Origin of the sequence: Micromonospora chersina (assembly GCF_900091475.1) — a bacterium.
GTDB lineage: Bacteria > Actinomycetota > Actinomycetes > Mycobacteriales > Micromonosporaceae > Micromonospora > Micromonospora chersina.
Genome location: NZ_FMIB01000002.1, coordinates 827,758 through 854,006 on the forward strand (window position 1 = coordinate 827,758; position 26,249 = coordinate 854,006).

The 26,249-nt window shown below is 74.4% G+C and carries 26 protein-coding genes; 7 read left to right on the forward strand and 19 right to left on the reverse strand.

Features of this window, described 5'->3' with window-relative positions; all coding sequences use genetic code 11:
• The first annotated feature begins 6 nt into the window (after positions 1 to 6).
• Entirely contained in the window at positions 7 to 1,125 is a 1,119-nt protein-coding gene (locus GA0070603_RS03795) for a coiled-coil domain-containing protein (RefSeq protein ID WP_091307174.1), read from the forward strand.
• A gap of 75 nt (positions 1,126 to 1,200) precedes the next feature.
• Complete coding sequence (locus tag GA0070603_RS03800) at positions 1,201 to 1,791, forward strand: pyridoxamine 5'-phosphate oxidase family protein (protein WP_091307177.1); 591 nt, start codon at positions 1,201 to 1,203, stop codon at positions 1,789 to 1,791.
• A gap of 11 nt (positions 1,792 to 1,802) precedes the next feature.
• Here the strand turns inward: GA0070603_RS03800 and GA0070603_RS03805 are convergent, their stop codons facing one another.
• A complete protein-coding gene (locus tag GA0070603_RS03805; protein WP_091307181.1) occupies positions 1,803 to 3,284 on the reverse strand; it encodes a peptide MFS transporter in 1,482 nt (493 codons plus the stop codon).
• Positions 3,285 to 3,504: 220 nt separating this feature from the next.
• Between GA0070603_RS03805 and GA0070603_RS03810 the strand changes: the two genes are divergently transcribed.
• The gene (locus tag GA0070603_RS03810; RefSeq protein WP_046564157.1) at positions 3,505 to 3,846 is read left to right on the forward strand and encodes an RNA polymerase-binding protein RbpA; all 342 of its coding nucleotides are present in this window, start codon (positions 3,505 to 3,507) and stop codon (positions 3,844 to 3,846) included.
• 62 nt (positions 3,847 to 3,908) lie between these two features.
• Here the strand turns inward: GA0070603_RS03810 and GA0070603_RS03815 are convergent, their stop codons facing one another.
• The 5 genes from GA0070603_RS03815 to GA0070603_RS03835 all read right to left on the reverse strand — a co-directional run bounded on the left by GA0070603_RS03815 (position 3,909) and on the right by GA0070603_RS03835 (position 7,665).
• Entirely contained in the window at positions 3,909 to 4,424 is a 516-nt protein-coding gene (locus GA0070603_RS03815) for an FxsA family protein (protein WP_091307185.1), read from the reverse strand.
• A 55-nt stretch (positions 4,425 to 4,479) separates the two neighbouring features.
• Positions 4,480 to 5,268 carry a polyprenol monophosphomannose synthase gene (locus GA0070603_RS03820; RefSeq protein WP_091307188.1) on the reverse strand — a complete coding sequence of 263 codons (789 nt, stop codon included), beginning with the start codon at positions 5,266 to 5,268 and terminating at the stop codon, positions 4,480 to 4,482.
• 26 nt (positions 5,269 to 5,294) lie between these two features.
• Positions 5,295 to 6,899 carry an apolipoprotein N-acyltransferase gene (lnt, locus tag GA0070603_RS03825; protein WP_091321494.1) on the reverse strand — a complete coding sequence of 535 codons (1,605 nt, stop codon included), beginning with the start codon at positions 6,897 to 6,899 and terminating at the stop codon, positions 5,295 to 5,297.
• 68 nt (positions 6,900 to 6,967) lie between these two features.
• Positions 6,968 to 7,366: a hypothetical protein gene (locus GA0070603_RS03830; protein ID WP_091307192.1), complete on the reverse strand. Its 399-nt coding sequence runs from the start codon at positions 7,364 to 7,366 to the stop codon at positions 6,968 to 6,970.
• Complete coding sequence (locus GA0070603_RS03835; protein WP_091307196.1) at positions 7,363 to 7,665, reverse strand: hypothetical protein; 303 nt, start codon at positions 7,663 to 7,665, stop codon at positions 7,363 to 7,365. Before GA0070603_RS03835 ends, GA0070603_RS03830 begins: the two co-directional genes overlap by 4 nt.
• A gap of 124 nt (positions 7,666 to 7,789) precedes the next feature.
• On the opposite strand from GA0070603_RS03835, the gene GA0070603_RS03840 reads away from it, so the two are divergent.
• On the forward strand, positions 7,790 to 8,557 hold the full coding sequence (locus GA0070603_RS03840; RefSeq protein WP_139131795.1) for a hypothetical protein: 768 nt from the start codon (positions 7,790 to 7,792) through the stop codon (positions 8,555 to 8,557).
• A gap of 445 nt (positions 8,558 to 9,002) precedes the next feature.
• Here GA0070603_RS03840 and GA0070603_RS03845 read toward each other — a convergent pair whose 3' ends face one another.
• Genes GA0070603_RS03845 through kdd form a run of 6 tightly spaced genes read right to left on the reverse strand, consistent with a single transcriptional unit; the run spans position 9,003 to position 15,776 of the window.
• Positions 9,003 to 10,337, reverse strand: a complete 1,335-nt coding sequence (locus tag GA0070603_RS03845; RefSeq protein WP_091307202.1) for a glutamate mutase L — start codon at positions 10,335 to 10,337, stop codon at positions 9,003 to 9,005.
• 46 nt (positions 10,338 to 10,383) lie between these two features.
• On the reverse strand, positions 10,384 to 10,776 hold the full coding sequence (gene kal / locus GA0070603_RS03850) for a 3-aminobutyryl-CoA ammonia lyase (protein ID WP_091307206.1): 393 nt from the start codon (positions 10,774 to 10,776) through the stop codon (positions 10,384 to 10,386).
• Positions 10,773 to 11,525: a lysine 5,6-aminomutase subunit beta gene (kamE, locus tag GA0070603_RS03855; protein ID WP_091321496.1), complete on the reverse strand. Its 753-nt coding sequence runs from the start codon at positions 11,523 to 11,525 to the stop codon at positions 10,773 to 10,775. The genes kal and kamE overlap by 4 nt, the downstream gene beginning before the upstream one ends.
• Before the next feature lie 53 nt (positions 11,526 to 11,578).
• The gene (gene kamD / locus GA0070603_RS03860) at positions 11,579 to 13,138 is read right to left on the reverse strand and encodes a lysine 5,6-aminomutase subunit alpha (RefSeq protein ID WP_091307208.1); all 1,560 of its coding nucleotides are present in this window, start codon (positions 13,136 to 13,138) and stop codon (positions 11,579 to 11,581) included.
• Complete coding sequence (locus GA0070603_RS03865) at positions 13,135 to 14,709, reverse strand: amidohydrolase (RefSeq protein WP_091307211.1); 1,575 nt, start codon at positions 14,707 to 14,709, stop codon at positions 13,135 to 13,137. Before GA0070603_RS03865 ends, kamD begins: the two co-directional genes overlap by 4 nt.
• A 5-nt stretch (positions 14,710 to 14,714) precedes the next feature.
• Complete coding sequence (gene kdd, locus GA0070603_RS03870) at positions 14,715 to 15,776, reverse strand: L-erythro-3,5-diaminohexanoate dehydrogenase (RefSeq protein ID WP_091307214.1); 1,062 nt, start codon at positions 15,774 to 15,776, stop codon at positions 14,715 to 14,717.
• Positions 15,777 to 15,919: 143 nt separating this feature from the next.
• Between kdd and GA0070603_RS03875 the strand changes: the two genes are divergently transcribed.
• Positions 15,920 to 17,326 carry a KamA family radical SAM protein gene (locus GA0070603_RS03875; RefSeq protein ID WP_091307217.1) on the forward strand — a complete coding sequence of 469 codons (1,407 nt, stop codon included), beginning with the start codon at positions 15,920 to 15,922 and terminating at the stop codon, positions 17,324 to 17,326.
• A 141-nt stretch (positions 17,327 to 17,467) separates the two neighbouring features.
• On the opposite strand, the gene GA0070603_RS03880 is transcribed toward GA0070603_RS03875, so the two are convergent.
• Positions 17,468 to 17,662 carry a CsbD family protein gene (locus GA0070603_RS03880; RefSeq protein ID WP_091307220.1) on the reverse strand — a complete coding sequence of 65 codons (195 nt, stop codon included), beginning with the start codon at positions 17,660 to 17,662 and terminating at the stop codon, positions 17,468 to 17,470.
• A 113-nt stretch (positions 17,663 to 17,775) separates the two neighbouring features.
• Positions 17,776 to 18,483 carry an SDR family NAD(P)-dependent oxidoreductase gene (locus tag GA0070603_RS03885; protein WP_091307223.1) on the reverse strand — a complete coding sequence of 236 codons (708 nt, stop codon included), beginning with the start codon at positions 18,481 to 18,483 and terminating at the stop codon, positions 17,776 to 17,778.
• Between the two features lie 105 nt (positions 18,484 to 18,588).
• On the opposite strand from GA0070603_RS03885, the gene GA0070603_RS03890 reads away from it, so the two are divergent.
• Positions 18,589 to 19,425: a helix-turn-helix transcriptional regulator gene (locus GA0070603_RS03890; protein WP_425270494.1), complete on the forward strand. Its 837-nt coding sequence runs from the start codon at positions 18,589 to 18,591 to the stop codon at positions 19,423 to 19,425.
• A gap of 49 nt (positions 19,426 to 19,474) precedes the next feature.
• Positions 19,475 to 20,086 carry a histidine phosphatase family protein gene (locus GA0070603_RS03895; protein WP_091307227.1) on the forward strand — a complete coding sequence of 204 codons (612 nt, stop codon included), beginning with the start codon at positions 19,475 to 19,477 and terminating at the stop codon, positions 20,084 to 20,086.
• Between the two features lie 111 nt (positions 20,087 to 20,197).
• Here the strand turns inward: GA0070603_RS03895 and GA0070603_RS03900 are convergent, their stop codons facing one another.
• The 5 genes from GA0070603_RS03900 to GA0070603_RS03920 form a co-directional block, all read right to left on the reverse strand.
• Positions 20,198 to 21,904: a CDP-glycerol glycerophosphotransferase family protein gene (locus tag GA0070603_RS03900; RefSeq protein ID WP_091307230.1), complete on the reverse strand. Its 1,707-nt coding sequence runs from the start codon at positions 21,902 to 21,904 to the stop codon at positions 20,198 to 20,200.
• Between the two features lie 276 nt (positions 21,905 to 22,180).
• Positions 22,181 to 22,690: an Lrp/AsnC family transcriptional regulator gene (locus tag GA0070603_RS03905; RefSeq protein ID WP_091307233.1), complete on the reverse strand. Its 510-nt coding sequence runs from the start codon at positions 22,688 to 22,690 to the stop codon at positions 22,181 to 22,183.
• A gap of 90 nt (positions 22,691 to 22,780) precedes the next feature.
• Entirely contained in the window at positions 22,781 to 23,923 is a 1,143-nt protein-coding gene (locus tag GA0070603_RS03910) for an acyl-CoA dehydrogenase family protein (RefSeq protein WP_091307236.1), read from the reverse strand.
• Positions 23,920 to 25,023, reverse strand: coding sequence for a M24 family metallopeptidase (locus GA0070603_RS03915; protein WP_208862991.1), 1,104 nt, complete (start codon positions 25,021 to 25,023; stop codon positions 23,920 to 23,922). Before GA0070603_RS03915 ends, GA0070603_RS03910 begins: the two co-directional genes overlap by 4 nt.
• A gap of 43 nt (positions 25,024 to 25,066) precedes the next feature.
• Positions 25,067 to 26,152 carry an FUSC family protein gene (locus tag GA0070603_RS03920; RefSeq protein ID WP_167544479.1) on the reverse strand — a complete coding sequence of 362 codons (1,086 nt, stop codon included), beginning with the start codon at positions 26,150 to 26,152 and terminating at the stop codon, positions 25,067 to 25,069.
• Positions 26,153 to 26,249 lie beyond the last annotated feature (97 nt).

A 26,249-nucleotide genomic window follows, 5' to 3' on the forward strand; every position in this document is an offset into this window, starting at 1 on the left:
CCGCCGATGGACGCCCAGCCCGCCCCCGAGACCCGTCCCTGCGCCCACTGTGGACGCGAGGTGCCGCAGCGCGCCGGCGCGGGCCGGCCGTTCCGGTACTGCCGGGACAACGACGGCGCCTGCCAGCGCGCCTCGCGCAACTCCCGGATGCGCCACCGCAACTCCCCCGGCCTGCCCGGGCAGGTGGCCCGCACCTGGGAGGCGGTGGACCGGCTCGACCAGATCGTCGAGACGCTCACCGAGGCGCTGCACGCCGAGCTGTCCCCCGCCGGCGTGGAGCGGCAGCTCGCCGAGGTCCGCGCCGAGACGGCCGCCCAGGTGGCGGCGGCGCACACCGAACGCGACGAGGCCCGCCGCGACGCCGAGGACGCCGCCGCGGCCGCCGCCCGGGCCCGCCAGGACACCCAGGCCGCGCTGGCCGAGCGCGACGCCGCCCGGGAGCGGGCCGACCGCGCCGAGGCGGCCTCCACGGCGGCCGCCGACCGGGCCCGGCACGCCGAGGCGGCCCGGGACGAGGCCCGCGGCGAGGCCGGGGCAGCGCAGGCGCTGCGCGTGCAGGCCGAACGGGACCGCGACGCCGCCCGCCACGAGCTGCGTACCGTGCGGGCCGAACGCGACGCCGAGCGCCGGCGGGTCACCGACCTGACCGCCGAGCGGGACGCCGCCCGGGTCGACGCCGAGCGGGCCACCCGCTCGGCCGGCGAGGCGCTGGAGCGGGCCGAGCGGCTGGGCGCCGAGGCCGACCGGGCCCGCGCCGACGCCGAGGCCGCCCGGGGCGCGGCCGAGCAGGCCCGCACGGAAGCCGCCGAGGCGCGGCGGGCCGGGCAGGAGGCGCACGTCGCCCGGGAGCGGGCCGAGGCCGCGCGGGCGGAGGCCGTCGCGCAGGCCGCGGCGGCCCGGGAGGAGCTGGCGGCCCGCGCCGCCGAGCGGGACGCCCTCGCCGTCGACCTGGCCGCCGCGCGGCAGGCCGCCGCCGCCGTCGAGGCCCGGCTTGCCGAGCTGACGGTACGGCTCGCCGCCGCCGAGACCGACCGCGACGCCGCCCAGCGGCGGGCCGGTCAGCTCGCCGACCAGGTGAGCGATCTGGCGACCGCCCTGGCCCGGCTCGGCTCCCGCACCGGCTGACACCGCCGGCCGACCGCCGGGCCACGGGCTGGGACGGGGCAGCGGGAGGCGGCGGCCGGCGAGGATGATCAGGGCGTGGGAAAGACGTACGAGCGCATCGACGGCCGGCTGCGGACCTTCATCGAGGCGCAGCCGATGTTCTTCACGGCCACCGCCCCCCTGGCCGGCGACGGCACCATCAACCTGTCCCCCAAGGGCCTGCGCGGCTCCTTCGCGGTGCTCGACGAGCTGACCGTCGCCTACCTGGACTTCGCCGGCAGCAACGCCGAGACCGTCGCGCACCTGCGGGAGAACGGCCGGATCACCCTGATGTGGTGCGCGTTCACCGGCCCGCCGAACATCGTCCGGGTGCACGGGCGGGGCGAGCCGGTGTTCCGCGACGATCCCCGCTGGCCGGAGCTGCTGGGCCACTTCCCCGACATCGACCCGGGCCCGCACGGCCTGCGGGCCGTCGTCGTGGTCCACGCCGAGCTGATCCGCGACACCTGCGGCTACGCCGTGCCGTTGATGACCTACGAGGCCGACCGCGACCTGCACGGGCGGCGGTTCGCCCGGGAGGACGACGCGTCGCTGAGCGCGTACTTCGAAGGCAAGGAGCACGTGGCGACCAGCATCGACGGGCTGCCCGGCCTGCCGCTGCCGCTGCCGCCGACCCCGGCGCGGTGAGGTGGGGCCGGTCAGTGGATGCCGGCCATCAGTCCCCGGATCTGCCGGGTGAACATCACCGCGGCCAGCCCCAGCACCACCGAGGCCAGGCCGAAGGTCAGGAAGTACGCCGGCTCGGACCAGCTCTCCGCCAGCCGGGCCACCTGGCCACCGATGGCGTCGCCGACGGCGGTGGCGAGGAACCACAGGCCCAGCATCTGGCTGGCGTACTTGACCGGGGCGAGTTTCGTGGTGGCCGACAGGCCGACCGGGCTCAGCGCCAGCTCACCGGCGACCTGGATGGCGTACACGGCGACCAGCCACCACGGCGACACCAGGTCGCCGCCGACGGCGGCCTGCGCGGCGGCGGCCATCAGCACGAACGACAGGCCGTTGAGCACCAGGCCGACGGCGAACTTCGTCGGCGTGGACACCCGGTGCCCGAGCTTCAGCCACAGCGCGGCGGCCAGCGGCGCCCCGATGATGATCAGGATCGGGTTCACCGACTGGAGCCAGGACGCCGGGAAGGTGAAGCCGCCCACGTTCCGGTCGGTCCGGTCGGCGGCGAAGATGTTCAGCACCGATCCGGCCTGGTCGTAGATCAGCCAGAACGCGGCGGCGAAGACGAACAGCCACACGTACGCCTTCATCCGGCTGCGTTCGGTGGCGCTGATCTCCCGGTCGGTGAGGATCCGCGCGAAGTACGCGATGGTGACCAGCACGGTGACCAGGGTGAGCAGGTTGACCACGGTGTCGACGGTGAACAGCCCGATGAGGGCGAGCACGGCCAGCACCACGAGCACCACCACGGTGACCACGGCGATGCGGGTCAGCGCCCGCCGCCGGTCCGCGCCGAGCAGGGGGTCGGCCGGCCGGTCGCCGGCGTCGCCGAGGTTGCGGCGGCCGAGCACGTACTGGATCACGCCGAAGGTCATGCCGATGGCGGCGGCGCCGAACCCCAGATGCCAGTTGATCTTCTCGCCGAGGAAGCCGGTGATCAGCGGGGCGATGAACGCGCCCAGGTTGATGCCCATGTAGAAGATGGAGAACCCGGCGTCGCGGCGCGGGGAGTCCCGGTCGTAGAGGTCGCCGACCATGGTGGAGATGTTGGGCTTGAGCAGGCCGGTGCCGAGCACGATGAGCGTCATGCCGGCGAACACGCTCCACCGGGCCGGGACGGCCATCACGTAGTGCCCGGCGGCGATCACCACGCCGCCCCACAGCACGCTGCGGCGCGCGCCGATCAACCGGTCGGCCACCCAGCCGCCGGGCAGCGCCATGAGGTAGACCATGGCGTTGTAGGTGCCGTAGACGGCGTTGGCGGTGGACTCCCCGATGTCCAGCCCCTCGTCGGCGACCGACGCGGTCAGGTACAGCACCAGGATGGCCCGCATGCCGTAGAAGCTGAACCGCTCCCACATCTCGGTGAGGAACAGCGTGGACAGCGCCCGGGGGTGACCGAAGAAGGTCTTCCCGCCGGGCGGCCGGGCCTCGACCGGCGCGTCACTGGTCATCGTCACCTCCGCACACCTGGGGGCGGCTAACATCCCCGTTGACAGGCGAAACACTCCACCGATTCGGCCCGGCCGGGGACGACCCCGCCGGGCAGCCGTCATGACCGGCTACCCTTGAGGACCCCGACCCCGCGCCGGGCTTTCGGCGTGGCCGGGAATGGGGCGGCGGTGACGGGCCGTTACACCTGAAGACAGCACCACGAACGAGGGGAAGTCGATCATGGGCGAGCGTATGCTGCGCGGTAGCCGGCTGGGCGCGGTCAGCTACGAATCCGACCGCAACACGGAGCTCGCGCCGCGTCAGACCCGCGAGTACCTCTGCGCGAAGGGGCACCAGTTCGAGGTGCCGTTCGCCGTCGACGCCGAGGTCCCGACGACCTGGGAGTGCAAGTTCGACGGCAGCGTCGCCCGCCTGGTCGACGGCAGCGAGCCGGAGCAGAAGAAGGCCAAGCCGCCGCGCACCCACTGGGACATGCTGCTGGAGCGGCGCTCCATCGCCGAGCTGGAGGACATCCTGGCCGAGCGGCTCCAGGAGGTCCGCACCCGCCGCGGTCGCGCCTGAGCATCCGTAACGACGCAAACGCCCCCGGGGATCACCCGGGGGCGTTTCGTCATGTCCGTCCCCTACCGGCCGGGTTCGACGATCTCCCCCTCGATGGCCCGGCCCGGCTCGGTCACCGGCGGCTGCTGCGGGGCCGGGGTGGGCTGCGGCGCGCCCCGGCGCACCCGCACCCGCCGCGGCCCGAACAGGTCGCCGGCGACCATCGACGACACCCGCCGCTCGGTGGCCCGACGCACCCCGACGCCGGCCAGCCGCCGCAGCGGCGGCACCAGCAACAGCAGCCCCACCACGCCGCTGACCAGGCCGGGCAGCGCCAGCAGCAGCGCACCCAGCAGCCCCACGAGACCGTCGGTCACCTGCCGCCCCGGCGGCTGCCCGGACTCCACGGCGGCCCGGAAACCGCGCCAGGCCCGCATGCCCTCCCGGCGCAGCAGCACCAGGCCCAGCAGCGACGCCGCGAACACCAGCAGCACCGCGAACCCGAACCCGACGCCCCGGCCCACCAGGACGAACACGGTCAGCTCCAGCAGCGCGAGCAGCAGCAGAGCCGGTGGTACGTACTTCAGTCCTCGGCGCATCTCACCTCATCCGCAGGCGGTGTCATCACGCCCTTCCAGCATGACACGCCTGCGCTCACGGCCACCGGGCCAACGCGTCGGGGCGGCGCGCCGCGGCCCGCCGGTCCCGCAGCCCCCACGTGGTGATCCGCCACAGCGCCTCCGCCACGATCAGCGGGCTCATCTTGCTGTCGCCGTGCTCCCGCTCGGCGAAGGTGATCGGCACCTCGACCATGCGCACCCCGGCGCGGTGCGCCAGCCGGGACAGCTCCACCTGGAACGCGTACCCCTGCGAGCGCACCGAGGCCAGGTCGATGGCGTCCAGCGCGGCCGCCCGGTACACCCGGTAGCCGCCCGTGGCGTCGGAGACGGGCACGCCCAGCGCGAGCCGCGCGTACAGGTTCCCGGCCCGGGACAGCAGCAGCCGCCGCAGCGGCCAGTTCAGCACCCGCGCCCCGCGCGTCCACCGGGAGCCGATCACCATGTCGGCGTCGCGGGCGGCGTCCAGCAGCGCGGGCAGGTCCTCCGGGGCGTGCGAGCCGTCGGCGTCCATCTCCACCACGGCGTCGTAGCCGCGCCGGCGGGCCCAGGCGAAACCGGCCAGGTAGGCCGCGCCGAGCCCTTCCTTGCCGGGACGGTGCAGGACGTGCACCTGCGGGTCGGCGCCGGCCAGCCCGTCGGCGATCGCGCCGGTGCCGTCGGGGCTGTTGTCGTCGGCGACGAGGACGTCCACCGCCGGGGCGGCCTCCCGTACCCGGGCGACGATCCGGTCGACGTTGTCGGCCTCGTTGTAGGTGGGAATGACCACGAGGACCCGTCCCACCCCGGGATGGCCGACCGTGCGCCTGTCGGCTGTCACGCCCACCGTGTACCGCCTCCCCGCTCGTCGTCCTAGCCCGGGTCGACCTCCCGGCGGCGGCGCAGCACGGCCGCGCCGGCCAGGGCCGCGACGGCCAGCGCCGCGAGGGCCACCTCGGGCCACACCCCCGCCGTGGTGGCCGGGGTACGCCCGTCGCCGAGCCGCATCTGCCGCACCACCACCGCGGCGGTGTTGAACCCGGTCGCCCCGTCTACCCGCCCGTCGGGGGAAACGAACCCGGACACCCCGACCGTGGAGGCCATCAGGGCGGCGCGACCGTGCTCGACGGCACGCAGCCGCACCATGGCCAACTGCTGGCGGGCCTCGGCCACGTCGAAGGTGGCGTTGTTGGTCTGCACCACGAGCAGCTGCGCGCCGCCGGTGACGGTGTCCCGGACGATGCCGTCGTAGGCGACCTCGAAGCAGATCACGTCGCCGAGGGTGGCCACGCCGGTGTCCAGCACGCCGGGGGTGCTGCCGGGGACGAAGTCGGAGCGGACCCGGTCGACCTCGGAGCTGACCATCCGGGCGATCTCGCGCAGCGGCACGTACTCGGCGAACGGCACGGGGTGCCGCTTGGTGTAGAGCTGCTCCAGGTCGGCGCCGCTGCCGGGCCGCCACAGCAGGCCGGCGTTGCGGACCTGACCCTCGCCGGGGCCGAGGAGCACGGCGCCGACCAGGATCGGCGCGCCGATCGCGTCGGCGGCCTGGGAGATGCGCTCGCCGGCGCCGGGGTTGCGCAGCGGGTCGATGTCGCTGGAGTTCTCCGGCCACACCACCAGGTCGGGGCGGCGTTGTGTCCCGGCGGCGACCTGTTCGGCCAGTTTCAGGGTGGCGTCGACGTGGTTGTTCAGCACCGCCTGCCGTTGGGCGTTGAAGTCCAGCCCGAGGCGGGGCACGTTGCCCTGGACGATGGCGACGGTGACGGTGTCGCCGCCGCCGCGTACCCCGGTCGGGACGGCGGTGCCGGCGGCGAGCACCGCGGCGAGGGCGGCCGCCAGCCCGGCCACCGGCCGCCACAGCCCGGCGGGACTACGCCAGTCCCGCCACGCCAGGGCGAGCAGGATCCCGCCCGCGACGGCGACGGCGAACGTGACCAGCGGGGCGCCGCCGAGCGCGGCCAGCCGCAGCAGCGGGGACGTGTCCTGGCTGAACGCCAGCCGCCCCCACGGGAACCCGCCGAACGGGGTGCGGTCGCGCAGCGCCTCCTGGCCCACCCACAGCACACCGGTGACCAGGGGCCATACCGCGCGGTGCCGGTCGACAAGCGGGGACACCCAGGCGGTGGCGGCGCCGAGCAGCGCCAGGTAGCCGGCCTGGAGCAGGGACAGCAGCAGCCACGGCAGGTAGCCGGTGTGCAGGTTGGTCCACTCCAGCAGCGGCGCGAACAGCGCCACACCGGCGAGGAAGCCCAGCCCGGCGCCGGCGCGCAGCCGCCGCCGGTGCGCCGCGGCGGCGAGCAGCGCCACACCGACCGGGGCGAGGGGCCACAGCCCGTACGGGGGGAAGGCGACAAGAAGCGCCAGACCGGCCAGCAGGGCCGCCGGGACGGCCAGTTTCAGCGGCAGGGGACGCCCGCCGTCGCCCGGGCGTGCCCCGTCGGTGGCACGCGTCTCTTCCCGGTCCAGCGTCGTCACCGGCACCTCACCACGATCACGCGCCGAAGGCTACCCGGCGGGGACGCCCGTCGGCCCGTCCGGGCCGGTCAGTGCGGCAGCCGGATGACCGGCAGGTCGTCGTCGCCGTAGCGGGTCTCACCGGTGAGGATGGGGGCGTCGTGGTCGAGGCAGGCCAGCACGGTGGCGGCCAGGTCGGCGCGGCCGGTGAAGCCCCGCCAGTACGCCAGCTCCTGCCACGACCCGCCCGCGGTGCCCAGCACGGCGCAGGCGTCGAGGGCGAGCAGCCGACGCAACGCGGCCCGGTCCTTCGGGTCGTCCACGGCCGCGTACGCCTCGGCGGCGGCGACCGCGCTCACCCCGAAGCGCACCCCGTCGGCGATCACCTCGTGCAGGGTCTCCCCCACGTGCACCGACCCGGCCAGGTAGGCGAGCAGCGCCGACCGGTCGAGGATCAGCCGCACGGGCGGGAGGTCCGCGTCGCTCATGCGGCGCTTACCCGCCCGGCGTGGTCCTCGTCGTCGGCGTGCCGCACCCGCTCACGGGTCGCCTCGTAGCGCTCGGCCGGCCAGGCGACGTCGACGGCGGCGCGCGCCGCCCGGGCGCGGGCGACGCCCTCCTCGGCGACCGGGATGCCCTGGTGGGCCAGTTCGGCGTCGAGGGCTTCCCGGCGCATCAGCGCCCGTGCGGCGTCGACCAGGAAGGCACTGGCGTTGGGTTCACGTTCGAGGCGCTCGGCGACGTCCGGGGGAACCGAGATCGAAAGTTTCCGCACCGCTCCGGTCATACCACGCAGCATAGCCGGTAGCACCGGATGTCGAGGGCCGTCCGCGGTGGCTGTCGCATCCAGGGATTTACCTGGTTGAGCGGTGGGTACATCGGCGGGCGGGCCGACCCGAGGGAGGTGCCCGGTGAGACTGCGTCTGTCGGTGGCGACCATGCTCGCCCTCCAACTCACCCTGACCGGTTGCGGTGTGGCGTGGGACCTCGCCGGCGGCGGCGCCGAGGCGTCCCCGACGCCGGACTCGGCCGGGGCGCTGCGCACCGCCGCCGAGGCGCTGGACCGCGGCCCGTACAGCTTCCAGTTCCGCACCCACGACACCATCGGGGTGGGCGCGGTGGACGGCGCCAACGGCTGGCTGCGGTTGCGGGCCGTCGGGGGCGACGCCGGCAAGGCCCGCGTGACGTTCGAGGTGCTGCACCGCGACGGCGTGCACCTGGCGCGCAGCAACCCGCTGACCGGGGACCGGTGGACCCGGATCGACGTACGCAAGGTCGACCCGGCGGCCCGCGCCCGCCTGGAGCGGTTCGGCGACCCGGCGCACGCGACCGACCTGTTCGCCGGCGTCGTGTCCGCCGAGCCGACCGGGACCGGCCGCTACCGCGGCACCCTGGACCTCACGCGGGTCCCGGGTGTGGAGCACAACGGGCTGGTGGACGAGAAGCGCCTCGCCGCGCTCACCGCGCAGCAGCGGGCGGCCGTCGCGTTCGAGGCGTCGGTGGACGACCAGCAACGGCTGCTCGGCCTGCGGTTCACGCTGCCGGCCGCCGGCGGTGAGCCGGAGCAGCCGTCGGAGATCAGCTACTCGCAGCACGGGTTCAAGCCGGATCTCGGCGCGCCGTTCGAGGGACGGATCGATCCCGCCCCGGCCGCCGTCTACGAGGTCCTCAACGGCTGATCCGGGGGAACGAAAATCGGGGCGCGGCTCGCGCCGCGCCCCGATGCTCCCAGGCCCTTCCCGGCCGGTGGGGCGAGGGCGATCGGCGCCGACCTTCGGACCGACCCGACGTGGACTGGCTGCCCCCGCCTGGCCGTTGTCTACTGGCCGTTCCTCTCACCCTGCCCGTACACCGGTAACCGCGGCCGGTTCGCGCCGCCCCGCCGACCCCCGCCCGCTGGACCTGGCCGCCGCAACCTTCCGGTCGCTCGGCCAGCGGACGAAGGGACGAAGCGAACAGCAGCCGCTTCCCGTGGTAGGACTCAAAGACGGTACGGCGTGCACCCCCGCCGCTGTCAACCCACCCGGGCCTGTCGTGTGTTGCGACACGGCGTGTCGCGTCGGCGAGTCTCGATACGCGTCAGGCGTCGGCGACCGGCTCCCCACCGAACAGTTCCCGGCGCGCTCAGCCGGCCAGGTGCCGGCGCAGCAGCGTGGCCGCCGCGTCGGGGTGGTCGGCGGCGAGCAGCCCACCGGCGGCCAGGACGTAGTCGACGTCGACGACGGCGCGGGCGGCCCGGGGCAGCGGCCACCCACCGGCGTGGTCGCCGAGCACCGCGGCGAGCACCGCGGCGGCGTCGCCGGGCGCGGCGTGCCGCAGCACCCCGCCGGAACCGACCATGACCTTGATGTCGCGCAGGTCCCGGCCGGCGCGTTCGCCGGTGGCGGCGCCGCGGGCGTGCCGGCGCAGCGCCACCGTCGCGGCGAGCGCGGCGATGCGCCGGTCGGCGGCCCGGTCGGCGTCGCCGGCGGGCAGGAACCCGGGGTCGGCGGCCCGCACGGCCGCCGCGGCCGCCAGGTCGTCGGCCTCCCCCGCGGCGAGCAGCCGCTCCTCGGCGGCGGCGCGGACCACGCCGGGGGCGCTCCACCGCATGCCGAGGTCCCCCTCGACGGTGCGGGCCCGCCACAGCGTGCCGGCGACCTCCTGGCTGGGGCCGCTGTCCCGCTCGTCGGGGGTGAGCACCGAGTACACGTCGGTGGTGGCCCCGCCGACGTCGACGACGGCCAGGTCCCCGCCGAGGGCGTCGGCGAGGACCTCCACGCCGGTGAGCACCGCGTCGGGGGTGGCGGCCCGCACCAGCCGCGCGAACCGGCCGCCGCGGGACAGTTTCTTGCCGCCGATGACGTGCCGCAGGAACACCTCCCGGATCGCGGCGCGGGCCGGCGCGGGGGTGAGCACCCCGATGCGGGGCAGCACGTTGTCGGCGGCGGTGACCGGCACCTTCGCCGCGGCCAGCAGGGCGTGCAGGTCGTCGCGGACGTCGGCGTTGCCGGCGAGGACCACCGGCACCCGCCAGCGCGCCCGCGCCAGCCGGGTGGCGTTGTGGGTGAGGGTGTCCGCGTCGCCGCCGTCGGTGCCGCCCACGAGCAGCACCACGTCGGGGCGGGCGGCGCGCAGCGCGGTCAGGTCGGCCTGACCGAGGCGCCCGGCGGCCACGTGCACCACGTTTGCCCCCGCGGACAGCCCGACCCGCCGGCCGGCCTGCGCGGTCACGAGGGGCTCGTAGCCGATGACGGCCAGGCGCAGGCCACCGCCGGCCGACGAGCAGACGTACCAGGGCAGGTCCCCGGCGGCCAGTCCGGCGGTGGCGGCGCCGACGGCGGCGTCCAGGCCGTGCAGCACGTCGGTGCCCACGGTGGTCGGGGCGGCCGCCGCGCCGACCAGGCGGCCGCCGTCGAGGTCGACCACCGCGGCCTTGGTGTACGTCGACCCGACGTCGGCGCAGACGGCGAGGTTCACGCGGAGTTGTCCTTCGTTCGCGACCGCGCGGCTCGCAAACCCGCGCTCACGCCGCCGGGGGGACGACAACCGTGCCGGTCGCGGTGACCGCCACGATCGGCTCGGCGAGGACCTCGGCGGCCGACTCGGACTTGTCGGGGCGGCCCCGGCACACCACCCGGGCGGCGAAGTCGATGGTGCGGCTGCGGGTGCCGACCCGGGTGACGGTGGCGACCACCTCCAGCACGTCACCGGCCTTCATGGGCGCCTTGAACTGCACGTCGGAGTAGGAGGCGAACAACCCCTCGTCGCCGTCGGTGCGGATGCACACCTCGGTGGCGACGTCCCCGAACAACCCCAGCGCGTACGCGCCGTCGACCAGGTTGCCCGCGTAGTGGGCGTGGGAGTACGGCACGTACCGGCGGTGGGTGACGGTCAGGCCGACCCGGGAGTCGCTCATGCTCTCGCCTTCTTCTCGGTGATCAGGGCGTGCACCAGGTAGCTGGCGACCTCGCCGGGGGTGGTGCCGCGACCGAAGATCCGGTCGACGCCCAGCTCCCCGGTCATGGTCTCGTCGAAGCGGGGCCCGCCGACGATCAGCAGGGGCCGCTTGCCGGCGGGCATGGCCTCCCGGAACGCGGCGGACATCTCCCGGGTGTTGTGCAGGTGCGCGTCGCGTTGCGTGACGACCTGGGAGACCAGCACGGCGTCGGCCTTCTCCCGCCGGGCCGCCTCCACCAGCTCCGGGACGCTGACCTGCGCGCCCAGGTTGGTGACCTTCAGCTCCCGGTAGTACTCCAGGCCCTTCTCCCCGGCAATGCCCTTCACGTTGAGGATCGCGTCGATGCCGACGGTGTGCGCGTCGGTGCCGATGCAGGCGCCCACCACGGACAGCTTGCGGCGCATCTTCTGCTTCACCACCGTGTTGACCTCCTTGGCCGACAGCAGCGGGAAGTCCCGTTCCACCACCTGCACCTTGTCGAGGTCGACGAGGTGGTTCACCCGCCCGTAGACGACGAAGAAGGTGAACCCGTCGCCCATCTGCTTGGCGTGGACCAGCATCGCCGGGTCGATGCCCATCTTGTTGGCCAGCTGCACGGCGGCGCCCTCGGCGCGCTTGTCGTGCGGCACCGGCAACGTGAACGACACCTGCACCATGCCGTCGCCGGTGGTGTCCCCGTACGGCCGGACGATCTTCTTCTCCGTCATGGCGCGCTGGCCGGGCATGCCCTCACGGCCCTCGCTTCGCTCGGTGCGTTCGCTCATGCCGCCTGCTCCAGGATGTCCGTGGCCGGGTTGTAGTAGTCGGCCTCGTGCTTCGCGACGCCGTCGAGGCCCTTGCCCCGGTCCGCGGGCCGCTTCATGATCCCGAACGTGCCCTCGGCGATCGCCGTCAGCAGCGACTGGTCACCGATGCGGTCCAGCAGGTCCACGGCCTCGCCGAGCACCCGGTGGGCGCGCTGCTGGATGAACCCGCCCGGCGCCGGCACGAAGTCCTCGTGCAGCCCGCCGGCGGCGCCCAGCACGTACCGCACGTTCTGCAGGGCGATGTCCCGGTCGGACAGCCACGGGGTGACCACCGCCTCGGTCATCATGCCGACCAGCAGGATGCCCTGCCCGGTCATGGTGCCGACCAGGTTGAAGAACCCGTCGAGCAGGTTCCCGCGGAACACGTCCCCGGTCATGTGCTTCGTCGGCGGCATCCACTTCAACGGCGCGTCGGGGAACAGCTCCCGGGCCAGCAGCGCGTGGGCCAACTCCAGGCGGAACGACTCCGGCACGTCCGGGTTGATCTCGAACGCGTGCCCCAGCCCCAGCTGCCAGTCCGCCAGGCCCGCCTCGTGGGCGAAGTACTCGTTGAGCAGCTGCGACACCGTCACCGTGTGCGCCTCGTCCACCGCGTCGGCGGTGGTGAGGTAGTTGTCCTCACCGGTGTTGATGATGATCCCCGCGCGGGCGTGCACCTGCCGGGAGAACCGCTGGTCCACGAACGTGCGGATCGGGTTGATGTCGCGGAACAGGATCCCGTACATCGAGTCGTTCAGCATCATGTCGAGCCGTTCCAGGCCCGCCAGGGTGGCCATCTCCGGCATGCACAGGCCCGACGCGTAGTTCGTCAGCCGCACGTACCGGCCCAGCTCCCGCGACGACTCGTCCAGCGCCGCCCGCATCAGCCGGAAGTTCTCCTGCGTCGCGTACGTGCCCGCGAAGCCCTCCCGGGTGGCGCCCTCCGGCACGTAGTCCAGCAGCGACTGCCCGGTGGAGCGGATCACCGCGATGATGTCCGCGCCCGCCCGCGCCGCCGCCTGCGCCTGCGGGATGTCCTCGTAGATGTCGCCGGTGGCCACGATCAGGTAGATCCACGGCCGCTGCTTCGGATCCCCGTACCGCTTGACGAGCCGGTCCCGCTCGGCGCGGCGCCGGTCGATCTGCCGCACACCCGCCGCGACCGCCTTCCGGGCGGCCCGCCGGGCCGCCGTCGCGGCCTTTCCCGTGGGCAGCGTGAACCGCACCGACCCGGCGGCGGCCTTCTGCGCCAGCAGCGTCACGTCGGCGATCTGCTCCCGCGCCAGCGCGTCGAACACCGGCACCGCCACCCCGTGCCCCAGACCCACGTCCGCGACGACCGCGTCCACGAGGCGGTTCACCCACGGGATGCCGTCCGGGTCGGCGCCGGTCACCCCGGCCAACCGCAGCACCGCCCGCTCCACCGACACCGTCGTGTGGCTGCGCGCCAGATCCACCACCGGCTGCCCGGCCCGGCGCGCCAACTCCCGCGCCCGCGCCACCAGCGCCGGATCCAACCCAAGCTTGCCTGTCACTCGAGAGAGCCTTCCTGATAGATCACGTCACCGCGCAGCACCGTCGCCCGGCACACCGGCAGCGGCGTCGGGTCCTCCGCGCCACGCGCCTCCGGGTCCTCGGCCTGCAACACCGGCAGGCCCCGCTCCACCCCGGCCGGGGTGTCCCACACCGCGAACGTCGCCGGCGCGCCCAGAGCGAGGACACCCTCGTTGTCCAGGTGCACCGCCCGCCACCCGCCGCGGGTGTGCGCCGCGAACGCCGCCCGCACACTCATCCGCTGCACCGGGTTGTGATGCGCCGCCGCCGCCCGCACCGACCCCCACGGGTCCAGCGGCGTCACCGGCGAATCCGACCCGAACGCCAACGCCACCCCCACCCCGTGCATGGCGCCCATCGGGTTCGACTCCAACGACCGGGACAACCCCAGCCGCGACTCGTACATCCGGCCCGCGCCACCCCACAACCGGTCGAACGCCGGCTGCATCGACGCCACGATCCCGTACTCCACGAACCCGGCGATCAACCGCTTGCTCATGATCTCCGCGTGCTCGATCCGGTGCCGGGCCGCCCGCAACCGGTCCACGCCCACCTTCTGCGCCGCCTGCGCGAACCCCTCCAGCACCGTGCCGATCGCCGCGTCCCCGATCGCGTGGAAACCGCCCTGCAACCCGTGCGCCGCACAGTCCAGCAGATGGTCACGCACCTGCTCCGCGCTCACGTACCCGTGCCCGCACGCCCCCGGCTCCCCGTCCAGGTACGCCGCCGACACGTGCGCCGTCCGCGAGCCCAGCGCCCCGTCGGCGAACAGGTCACCACCCGCGCCCACCGCACCCAGCTCCCGGGCCTTCGCCGCGCCCAGCAGCTCACCCCAGTACCCGTACACCTCCGGCACCCCGGCCCCCGAGATACCCAGCAGCCCGGTGAAGTCCTCCTCGTCGGAGATGTCCGGGCCACCGCACTCGTGCACCGCGGCGATGCCCAGCGACGCCGCGTGCTGAAGGGCCCGCCGCTGCGCCGCCACCCGCTGCGCCCGCGTCACCGACGCGAACGCCGCCGCCCGCACCACGTGGTGCGCGTCCCGGCGCAGCCAACCCGACGGGTCGTACCCGGCCGCGGCCGCCGCGTCCGGGCAGGCCGCCAGCAGCGCCGCCGACACCAGCGCCGAGTGGATCGACGCCTGCGACAGGTACACCTTCCGGCCCCCGGCCGCCCGGTCCAGCGCCGCCGCGTCCGGCAGGGCCGGCTCCGCCCAGGACGACTCGTCCCAGCCGTGCCCCAGCACCACCGCGTCGGCCGGCAGCGCCGCCGCGAACGCGGCCACCGCCTCCAGCAGCCCGGACGCCGAGCGCACCGCCGACAGGTCCAGCCCCGACAGGGCCAACCCCGTGTCGGTGGCGTGCACGTGCGCGTCCACGAACGCCGGCGTCACCAGCGCCCCGCCCAGCTCCACCACCCGGTCGGCGGCCGGCGCGTCCGCGTCGGCGCCCAGCCAGGCGATCCGCCCGTCACGCACCAGCAACGCCGTCGCGCTCGGATCGGCCGGACAGTGCAGCACTCCGCCGCGGTACAAGGTCGAGGGGTTCGTCATGACGCTCAGTCTGCCGCCAACCGGGCCTCGAACAGACGACGCACCCCCGGCTCGCCGCGCAGCAGATCCAGCGCCAACTCGGCGTGCCCCGGCACGTACCCGTTGCCCACCAGCATCGTCACGTCCGCCGCCAGGCCCTCCGCGCCCAACGCCGCCGCCGCGAAGCTCGTCGCCATCGAGAAGAAGATCACCGTGCCGCCGTCCTCGGTGGCGAGGACCGCACCGTGCTCACAGCCCGGCACGTCCACGCAGACCACCGTCACGTCCGCCGGCGCGCCCAGCGCCGTGGTCACCGCCGTCGACAGCCCCACCGGGTCCCGGGCGTCGGCCAACGCCACCACGTCCGCAAGACCGGCCGCTTCCAGCGCGTCGCGCTCCCCCGCCACCGGCACCACCCCGACGGTACGGCCGGCGCCCGCCCGCCGCGCCGCCGCCAGCGACAGCGAGCCGCTCTTCCCGGCGCCACCGATCACCGCCACCGTCACCGGACGCCCATCGTCCTCGCGGCGGCGCCGCGCCACCTGCTCGGCCACCACCCGCGCGGTCAGCGCCGGCGCCCCGCACACGTCCAGCACCGCCAGCGACAGCTCCGGGTGCAGGTCGCCCGGCAGCACCGCGGCGATCGACCGGGCGAACAGGATCGCGTACCCGTCGCAGGGCACCTGCTCGCTGCGCCCGTCCCAGCGGGCCAGCCCGTCGAGGATCGTCAGCGGGGTCAGCGTCAGCGACACCAGCGTCGCCACCCGGTCACCCGGCCGCAACCCCAGCGGGGACCGCTTCCCGGCCTCCTCGACGGTGCCGATCAGCATGCCGCCGGACCCGGTGACCGGGTTCTGCATCTTCCCCCGGGTCGAGATGATCTCCAGCACCTCGGCGCGGACCTTCTCCCCGTCGCCGCCGTGCTTCTCCGACAGCTGCCGGAAGCTCGCCGCGTCCAGGTTCAGCCGCTCGACCCGGATGCGCACCTCGTTCGCCGCGATCCGCGGGTCGGCGTCCAGCCGCCACGCCGCCTGCGGCAGCACCCCCGCCGGTTCCACGACTCGGTGCAGACCCACCGGTGACGTCACGCCGACCCCCTATGTCCAGCCGCCCGAACCCCCGGCCAGGGGTCGCGTCGCGGGAAAACTTCCGGCAGACTAATTTCTTCACCGGATATTTTCCAGTAGCCTTCAGGATCGCTGATCACCCGCACCACATGTCAGGAGGGGCCGTGACCCAGACCCAACCGGTTGAGACCATCCCTCAACCCCGTCACGCCCCGGTCGCCGTACCGACCGCCGGGCAGCCGTACGAATACCGCCGCAGCCCCCTGGTCGAACCCGACTGGACGCGCTTCCCCGGCTGGCGCCACGTCACCCGCGAGCAGTGGGAGAACGCCCAGTGGCAGCGGGTCAACTGCGTCAAGAACATCAAGCAGCTGCGGACCGTCCTCGGCGACCTCGTCGACGAGACCTTCTACGCCGACCTCGAGGCCGACCAGAAGGCCCTGGCCACCATGTCCATGCTGGTGCCGCCGCAGATGCTCAACACCATGGTGCCGTTCGAGCCCATGACCACCGAGGCGTTCCTCGCCGACCCGGTCCGCCGCTACATGATCCCCGTGGCCTCCGACCGGCGCACCGACTGGCCGTCCCACCCCTACGCCAGCCGCGACAGCCTCCACGAGCACGACATGTGGGTCGCCGAGGGTCTCACCCACCGCTACCCCACCAAGGTCCTCGCCGAACTGCTCTCCACCTGCCCCCAGTACTGCGGGCACTGCACCCGGATGGACCTCGTCGGCAACTCCACCCCCGCCGTCGACAAGCTGAAGCTCACCCTCAAGCCCGTCGACCGCTACGACGCCCACATCGCCTACCTCAAGGGCCACCCCGGCGTCCGCGACGTCGTCGTCTCCGGCGGCGACGTGGCCAACGTGCCGTGGAAGAACCTCGAGTCCTACCTCATGCGGCTGCTCGAGATCGAGACCATCCGCGACATCCGGCTCGCCACCAAGGCCCTCATGGGCCTGCCCCAGCACTGGCTCCAGGCCGATGTCGTCGAGGGCCTCGAACGGGTCGCCCGCACCGCCGCCCGACGGGGCGTCAACCTCGCCATCCACACCCACGTCAACCACGCCCAGTCGATCACCCCGCTGGTCGCCAAGGCCGCACAGACCGCCCTCGACGTCGGCGTCCGCGACGTCCGCAACCAGGGCGTGCTCATGCGCGGCGTCAACGCCACGAGCGCCGACCTGCTCGACCTGTGCTTCGCGCTCCAGGGCGAGGCGGGCATCCTGCCGTACTACTTCTACATGTGCGACATGATCCCCAACGCCGAGCACTGGCGGGTCCCCGTCTGGCACGCCCAGCAGCTCCAGCACGACATCATGGGCTACCTGCCCGGCTACGCCACCCCGCGGATCGTCTGCGACGTCCCGTTCGTCGGCAAGCGCTGGGTGCACATGCTCACCGAGTACGACCGCGAGCGCGGCATCTCGTACTGGACCAAGAACTACCGCACCTCGATCGAGTCCGCGGACCTCGAAGCGCTCAACAAGCGCTACGCCTACTACGACCCGATCGACACGCTGCCCGAGGCCGGCCAGTCCTGGTGGGCCGCCCACCGCGACGACTGACCCCGCACCACCCCGTCGCCCCCGTGAGCCTCCCGGCTTGCGGGGGCGACGGCCGTTCGGCGCGCGGGGCGTATGGGATCACCGCACCCGCGCACACGGCGGCGGGCCCCCGGATCGCCCGGGAGCCCGCCGCCGTACGTGTCACTTGTCGAAGGCGTCCCGGACGTTGCGTCCGGCCTCCTTGACGTTCTGCCCGGCCTGCCGCGCCCGGGCGGCGGTCTGCTCGTTGGCGCCCTCGGCCCGCAACCGCTCGTTGTCGGTGGCGTCGCCGATCCGCTCCTTGGCCGCGCCGGCCAACTCCTGGGCCCGGCTCTTGGCCTTGTCGGTGAAGCTCATCCCGCCTCCTCGGCTCGTTCGGGCTTCCGTCGATTGCCTCCCCCGCGCCGGTCGGCACAAACGCCGTTCCCGTGCGCACATCGCGTAAGGCATCCTAGGAAGATAGGTCGAGGTCACCAGGGCAGTGGGCCGGCGGAGTCGAGATACGCGCCGGTCGGCCCGTCCGGACCCACCTGAGCCATCCGGACGATGATCTCGGCGCCCTCCTCGACGGTCTGCGTACCGGTCCGCCCGTTCAGGTCGGTCGCCGTGAACCCCGGCTCCACCGCGTTGATCCGCAGGTCCGGAAACGCCTTGGCGTACTGCACCGTGACCATGTTCAGCGCCGCCTTGGAGGCGGGATACGCCACACCGGGATAGCCGTACGCCACGTCGGCCGGATCGGCGAGCCGTGTGAGGGAGGCCAGACCGCTGCTCACGTTCACCACCACCGGGGCGGCCGAGCGCCGCAGCAGCGGCAGGAACGCGTGGGTGACCCGCACCGGGCCGAAGACGTTCGTCTCGAACAGCGTCCGCATCTCCTCGGCGGTCACCTCCGCGGCGCCCACCACGCCGTTGTCCGCCGTGCGCCCCTCGACGCCGGCGTTGTTGACCAGCACGTCCAGTCCCCCACCGGCCTCGACGGTCCGCACCGCCGCCGCCACCGAGGCGTCGTCGGTGACGTCCAGCGGGACGAAGTGGGCGCCCAGCCGGTCGGCGGCCCGGCGGCCGCGCTCCGCGTCCCGGCTGCCGATCCACACGGTGTGCCCGGCGGCCACCAGCCGGCGGGCGGTCTCGAAACCGAGCCCCTTGTTGGCTCCGGTGATCAGTGTCGTCGTCATGTCACCAGGCTCCGTCGGCGCACGGCGGCCAGCCAGGCGTCCCGTCTTCCTGGGACTGCCAGGGCCACCCTGGACAGCCGGGCGCGCGGCAGACTGGTGGGCGTGGTGGAGGCGGAGTTCGGACAGGCGGTGCGCCGCTGGCGCGACCGGGTGCCGCCCGAGGCCGCCGGGCTGCCCACCGGCCGGTCGCGGCGGGCGGCCGGACTGCGTCGGGAGGAACTGGCGCTGCTGGCCGGCATCTCCGTCGACTACCTCACCCGCCTGGAGCAGGGCCGCGCTGCCCACCCGTCGGCGCAGGTGGTCACGGCGCTGGCGCGGGCGCTGCGGCTCTCCGGCGCCGAGCGGGACCACCTCCACCGGCTGGCCGGGCTCGCGCCGCCCGGCCCGCAGACCATGCCCACCGAGGTCACCCCGAGCGTGCAGCGGCTGCTGGACCGGCTGGCCGGCACCCCCGTGGCGGTCTACGACGCCGCCTGGACGCTCCTGGTGGCCAACCCGCCGTACGCGGCGCTGATGGGCGACCCGTCCGGGTGGCGGGCCGAGGAGCGCAACGGCGTGTGGCGGCACTTCCTCGGCCCCGGCTCGCGGGTCCGGCTCGGCCCCGAGGAACGACGCGGGTTCGAGGCCGCGCTGGTCGGCGACCTCCGCTCCGCCGCCGCCCACTACCCGGCCGACCCGCGGCTGGGCCGGCTCCTCGCCGACCTGCGGGCGCACAGCCCCCGGTTCGCCGAGCTGTGGGACGCCGGCACCGTCGGCCGGCACGCCGCCGCGCGCAAGACCGTCGACCACCCGCACGTGGGACCGGTGACCCTCGACTGCGACGTGCTCACCGTCGCCGGCAGCGACCTGCGGATCATGGTCTACACCGCCGAGCCGGGCAGCCCGGACGCCGAACGCCTCGCCCTGCTCACCGTGCTCGGCACGCAGTCGCTGCGCGGCTGACCCCTCCGCCGGCCGGCCCCGGACCGCCGGTCCGTGGTTGACTGGCCTGGTGAGCGAGATCCTGCTGATCCGGCACGGCGAGACCACCTGGAGCGCCAGCCGCCGGCACACCTCGTACACCGACCTGGAGCTGACCCCCGACGGCGAGCGGCAGTCCCGCGCGCTCGCCGTGGCGCTCGCCGGCCGGCGTTTCGTCCGGGTGCTGTCCAGCCCCCGCCAGCGCGCGACCCGCACCGCGCACCTGGCCGGGCTCACCGTCGACGCCACCGACCCGGACCTGGCCGAGTGGAACTACGGCGCCTACGAGGGACGCACCACCGCCGACATCCACGACGAGAACCCGGCGTGGAACATCTGGACCGACGGCTGCCCCGACGGCGAGTCACCGGCCGAGGTCGGCGCCCGGCTCGACCGCGTGCTCGACCGGGTGGCCCCGCTGCTGGAGCGGGGCACCGTCGCGCTGGTCGGCCACGCGCACAGCCTGCGGGTGCTCGGCGCCCGGTGGATCGGCCTGCCCCCGTCCGCCGGCGGGCTGCTGCGGCTGGACACCGCCACGGTCAGCGTGCTCGGTCACGAGCACGGCCGGCGGGTCATCCTGCGGTGGAACCAGCCGGTCCCGCAGAGCGACCTGAGCGGCCCGGACCGGACCGCCCGGCACTGATCCCGGCCGCCGGTCCCCCGCGCCGCGCCCGGGAACCGCGCGAGCGGCGCCAGAAACACGACCGGCTCCGGTCGGCGTCGATGCCGAACCGGAGCCGATCGTGGCTGCCGCTCAGAGGTAGCGCGAGGCCTCGTCGAGGAAGCGCTGCGCGTACCGGTCCGACGGGATGTCCCCGAGGTAGTACTTCTTCAGGTCCCGGCGCGTGGTGGCGAGCGGGTCGCCGCCCAGAAGGTCGTCGAGGGCGGTGTCGAGCCCCTGCAACCGGCCGCCGTGGGCGTCGATCACGTAGGCCGCCCGTGCCAGCGGAAACTCCTCCGGGAACCGGGAGGCCGGCGTCGAGACGGCGACCATCACGAAGGGCTTCTCCGAGTACAGGTAGTCCGCCACCACGCTCGACACGTCCGACACCATGGCGTCCGACGCGTTGAAGCAGTCCGCGACCGTCATGGACACCTCGGCCTCGGCGCCGAAGACGTGCGGCCGCCCGCTCGTCCGGCGGTCGTCGGCCAGCAGCGTCCGGATGCGCTCGCACTCGCCGGCCAGCTCCGGAGACCGCTTGCTGTACGGGTGCGGCCGGAAGACGACGCTGCACCCGCGGGCGACGAGCGCCTTGATGATGTCGTAGCCCACGAGCAGGGACGAGTAGTTGGAGTCGGCGTAGAAGCCGGCCCACGTCGGCGCGTACAGGACCCGGGGGTTCGCGATCGACGCGATCGGCCCGGTCGCGATGGCGACGTTCTCCACCTGGGGGCGCCCCACGATGGTGAACATCTCCGCGGGCATGCTCACACCGTTGGCCGCGAACCGGTCGATCGCGGCCTGGCCGGCGACGAAGTTCTTGTCGTACAGCCGGAAGACCGGGTTGTGGCTCGGCACCTTGTCGCTGTCGCCGTGGTTGAGCTGGATGTGCTTCAGGTTCGTGTACCGGACGACGTGGTTGTTGACCGTCGCGGTGTTGACGTAGAAGGCCGCCCGCAGCGACGGGGCGATGACCTCGTCGAGCTGGTTCAGCCCCATCCGCATCACCACCGGGGCCTTCGTGAGGCCCACCACCTCGGTGAAGTTGGTCTGGTTGCGCACCAGCACGAAGAACTTCCGGTTGAGGCGCTCCAGGTAGGGCAGCCACATCGCGAGCTGGTAGGCGGTGCCGGCCGGCGCGTTCCAGTGCACGAGGAAGACCGGCTCGTAGGCGGTCAGCGCCTTCAGCAGCTTCGCCTCACCGTTGCGCCGCGCCCGCACCAGCTTCAGGCCCTGCAGGCCGGTGAACAGGGTCAACCCGAGCGCGACGACAGCCACCGCCAGCGCGACCCACCCGACGACGCCGGTGAACGCGCAGACCAGCGCCACGAGCACCGCGGCGCCGTTGGCCAGCGCCACCCGGCCGGTGTCGGGGCCACGGCCGAGCCGGGAGCCGATCCCGGGCAGGTTCGCCGCCACGGGGTAGACGGCCTCGAACGCCGACGCCAGCAGCGGTTCGCCGAGCACCGCCAGGCCCGCGACCGCGACACCGACGGCCAGGGCGGGATCAAGGCCGCCGTGCACCGCGCCGAGCAGGTACGCGGTGGCGAGCAGGAGGACCCGCGCCACGACTGCCGTCCCGACGGCCAGCGAGCCGCGCCACGTCCACGCCAGCAGGCCGAACGCGAGGACGGCCGGGGGAAGCGCCCAGAGGCGGGAGTCTCCCACCGCCGCCAGCAGCAGGGCGGCGAGGGCCGCCACCTCGACCGCCGAGGCGGGCAGTCGGCTCCCGACGGCCGACGTCCGCACCTCCGCCAGCCGCCCGCTCAACCGGGACCGGCCCGGCTTCGAAGCCGTCATCGCCCGACCCCCACCGACGACGTGTTGCACCGCGGCAGCCGCCCCGCCCGATCCCGGCATGTCGCCCGGAAGTTCTGTTGCAACGCCCACTCCTTATTCCACTAGCTACCCGCTCCCCTGGCCCCCACGGCCCGGTGAACGGTGGTTCAACGCGCAGGCGGACCGGACCGCCCCGGGGTCCCGGCCGCCGCCGGCGCACGCGCGACACCACCTGCCGTCACCCGGCGACGCCACCGCCCGGCCGGCGGTGGAGGTGCTGATCGCCCGCGGTGCGCCTCAACCCGCCTGCGAACCCGCCGACTCCGCCGAGACGCCGCGCAGCCGCTGCGGAGACACCGGCTCCGGGCCGACCTTCGGCGGGCGGTGCTCGTACGGGGTGGAGAGCACGACTGTCGTGCGGGTGGTGACGTTCGCGGCCGTGCGGATCTCCTGGAGCACCCGCTCCAGGTCCGCCGGGCTGGCCACCCGCACCAGCAGGAGGTAGAAGTCCTCCCCGGCCACCGAGTAGCACGAGTCGATCTCCGGCAGGTGGGCCAGCCGCTCCGGGGCGTCGTCCGGCTGCGAGGGGTCGAACGGCCGGATCGCCACGAACGCGGTCAGCGGCAGGTCCAGCGCCTCGAACGAGACGCGGGCGGCGTACCCCTTGATGACGCCGCGCTGCTCCAGCCGGCGGACCCGCTGGTGCACGGCGGACACCGACAGGCCCACCCGCTCGGCCAGGTCCGTGTACGACAGCCGACCGTCCCCGGTCAGTGCGGCGACGATGGCGCGGTCGATCTCCTCCACGCGGTGCAACCTACCGGTAAAAGCGCTCCCACGTCGCACCCGGCCCGCCGCGTGACGCTGTGCGGGCCGGGCGGTCGCGCACCGCGTCGGTCAGCCCTTGGCCAGGGCCCGGGAGATGACCAGCCGCTGGATCTGGTTGGTGCCCTCGACGATCTGGAGCACCTTGGCCTCGCGCATGTACCGCTCGACCGGGTGGTCGGCGACGTAGCCGGCGCCGCCGAGCACCTGCACGGCGTCGGTGGTCACCCGCATGGCCACGTCGGTGGCGAACAGCTTCGCCTTCGCCGCCTCGATCGAGTACGGCCGGCCGGCGTCGCGCAGCCGGGCCGCGGCCAGCAGCAGCGCCCGGGCGGCGGAGATCTGCGTGGCGTGGTCGGCCAGGGTGAAGCCGAGCCCCTGGAAGTCGATGATCGCCCGGCCGAACTGCTGGCGTTCCCGGGCGTAGCCGATGGCGTAGTCCAGGGCGGCCTGGGCCAGGCCGACCGCGCAGGCGGCGATGCCGAGCCGCCCGGAGTCCAGCGCCGACATGGCGATGGTGAAGCCCCGGCCCTCGCCGCCGATCAGCCGCTCGGCCGGCACGCGGGCCTCGTCGAAGGCGATCTGGGCGACCGGGGAGGCGTGCAGGCCCATGGTGCGCTCGGCGGCCTGCGGGTGGATGCCCGGGGTGTTCCGGTCGGCCAGCAGGCAGGAGATGCCCTTGGGGCCGGGGCCGCCGGTGCGGCAGAAGATGTTGTAGAAGTCGGCGACCCGGGCGTGGGTGATCCACGCCTTGGTGCCGGAGACCACGTAGGCGTCGCCGTCGCGGACCGCCTTCGTGGTCAGCGCCGCGGCGTCGGAGCCGCCCTGCGGCTCGGAGAGGCAGTACGCCCCGAGCAGCTCGCCGCCGATCATGTCGGGCAGCAGCTTGCGCTGCTCGTCGGTGCCGAACTGTGCCAGGGGGTAGCAGGACAGGGTGTGCACGCTGACCGCCTCGGCGACGGCGAGCCACCGGCTGGCCAGGATCTCCAGCACCTGCACGTACACCTCGTACGGCTGGGCGGCGCCGCCGTGCTCCTCGGCGTACGGCAGGCCGAGCAGGCCGGCCCGGCCCAGGGTGCGCAGCACCTCGCGGGGGAACTCGGCGCGCTCCTCGAAGCCGGCGGCCTTGGGGGCGAGCTCCCGGTCGGCGAGTTCGGTGGCGAGGTCCAGCAGGTCGTGGGCCTCGTCGGTGGGGAGGATCCGGTCGACAGTCATAACGCGATGAGCTCCGTGGGGGTGGTGTTGAGCCGTTGCCCGCCGTCCGTCGTGCAGACGACGATGTCCTCGATCCGGGCGCCGTGCCGCCCGGCGAGGTAGATCCCGGGTTCGACCGAGAACGCCATGCCGGCCTCCAGGGGCCGGGGGTTGCCGGCCACGACGTACGGCTCCTCGTGGGTGTCGAGGCCGATGCCGTGGCCGGTGCGGTGCAGGAACGCGTCGCCGTGACCGGCGGCGGTGATGATGTCCCGGGCGACCGCGTCGAGGGCCTCGGCGGTCACCCCCGGGCGGACGGCCGCCACGGCGGCGCGCTGCGCCTCGTGCAGGACCGCGTAGTAGTCGGTGAACTCGGCCGGGGCGGGGCCGCCGGCGACGTAGGTGCGGGTGCAGTCGGAGCGGTAGCCCGACGGCATGGTGCCGCCGATGTCCACCACGACCGGCTCGCCGGGGCGGATCGGCCGGTCGGCGGTGCCGTGGTGCGGGCTGGCCCCGTTCGGGCCGGCGGCCACGATGACGAAGTCGACGCGGATGTGCCCGGCGGCCCGGATGGCGGCGGCCACCTCGACCTCGGTGCGGCCGGGGCGCAGCCACTCCCCCATCCGGCGGTGCACGGCGTCGATCGCGGCGCCCGCCTCGGCCAGGGCGGCGATCTCGGCGGGCGACTTGCGGATCCGCAGCTCGCGCAGCACCTCGGAGGCGAGCCGCTGGGCCGCGTCGGGCAGGGTGGCGCGCAGGGCGAGCACCTGCTCGGCCCACATCCGGTCGGCAAGCCCGACGGCCGCGACCGGGCCGGGCAGCGCGGCCCGCACCAGCGGCCACGGGTCGGTGCCGTCGGCGTGGTCGACGATCCGGTAGCCGCCGCCGGGGGCGGCCTCGGCGCCGGGGCGTTCGAGCACCGGGACGATGAGGGTGGGCTCGCCCTCGGCGGGGAGCACCAGGCAGGTGAGCCGCTCGCCCTCGTGGGCGTCGTAGCCGGTCAGGTAGCGCAGGTCGGAGCCGGGGGTGAGCAGCAGCGCGTCCAGCCCCGCGGCGGCGGTGGCGCGCTGGGCGGCGGCCAGCCGCTCGGCCGGGTACAGCTCGTCGGTTCCCACCCCCAGAGCTTAACGGTCGTTTGGGCGGTCGCGGGACCCCGGTGGCCGCTCAGACCCCGGCCATCCGGTCCGCCTCGGCCTTGGTCAGCCCGGAGGCCTGGAGCAGCTCGCCGGCCACGATCAGCAGCTGCGAGGCGACGATGGTGCCGGAGAAACCGAGCCCCTCGGCCCGGGCCCGCTGGACCGCCGCGGCGGCACGCAACGCGTGCGACCGGGCGATCTCCGGCGTCCGGCCGGCCAGGAAGTCCCGGTGCAGCAGCCGCAGCGCCTGCCCGAAGGTCTCGACGGCGACCGGCAGGTCGGCCGGGACCGGCTCCCGGGCGTCGAGCAGCGCGACCACCCGGCGGACCATGTTGCGGCTGTTGGTGAAGGCCAGTTCCAGGTGCGTGGCGGCGTGCTGGTAGCGGCGCAGCTGGGACCGGCGCCGCCACCGCCACGGGGACAGCGACGCCACCTCCGCGGCCGCGGCGACGATCTCGGTGGTCTGCTGCCGCTCCGCCTCGGCCGACTGGAGGCGCTGCAACGCCGCGTCGGCCTGCCCGGCGTCGCCGGCGGCGAGCGCCTCGGCGGTGACGGTCAGCTGGTGGGCGAAGATGTCGAGGCTGGCGCCGGCGGCGCGGTGCACCACCCGGACGGGGTTCAGCGGCAGCAGGAGCAGCGCCACCACCACCGCCACCCCGCCGCCGACCAGCGCGTTGGCGGTCCGCGGCACGGCCAGGTCCGGCGCGCTGGGCTCGACGGTGCCCAGCAGGACGGCGGTGCTGCCGGCCTGCACCATCACCGCCCCGCTGCCGCGGAACACCACCGCCGCCGAGATGGCCAGCGCGACGACCAGCCCGGTCTGCACGGGCCCGGTCCCGATCACCTGGATGATCAGGTCGGCGACGAGCACGCCGACGATCACCCCGCCGAGCAGCTCGGCGGTGCGGCGTACCCGGTTCCCGATGGCCGCGGCGATGGTGCCGACCGCGGCGGCGGGCGCGAACAGCGGCTGCGGGTTGTGCAGCAGGGTGTTGGCGATATACCAGGACAGCCCGGCCGCCACGCCCGCCTGGAGGGCGACGATGAAGTACCGGCGCAACCGCTCGTACGCCTCCTGCGCCTGCCGGCGCGCGGCGGCCACCACCTGGGTCACGGCGCGTCCCGGCGGTCCGGGCGCCACCGGCGGTACGGCCCGGGCGCGATCACGCTGTCCTCTACCCCGGTGGCGCTGCGGTAGTCCCGCCGGCGGA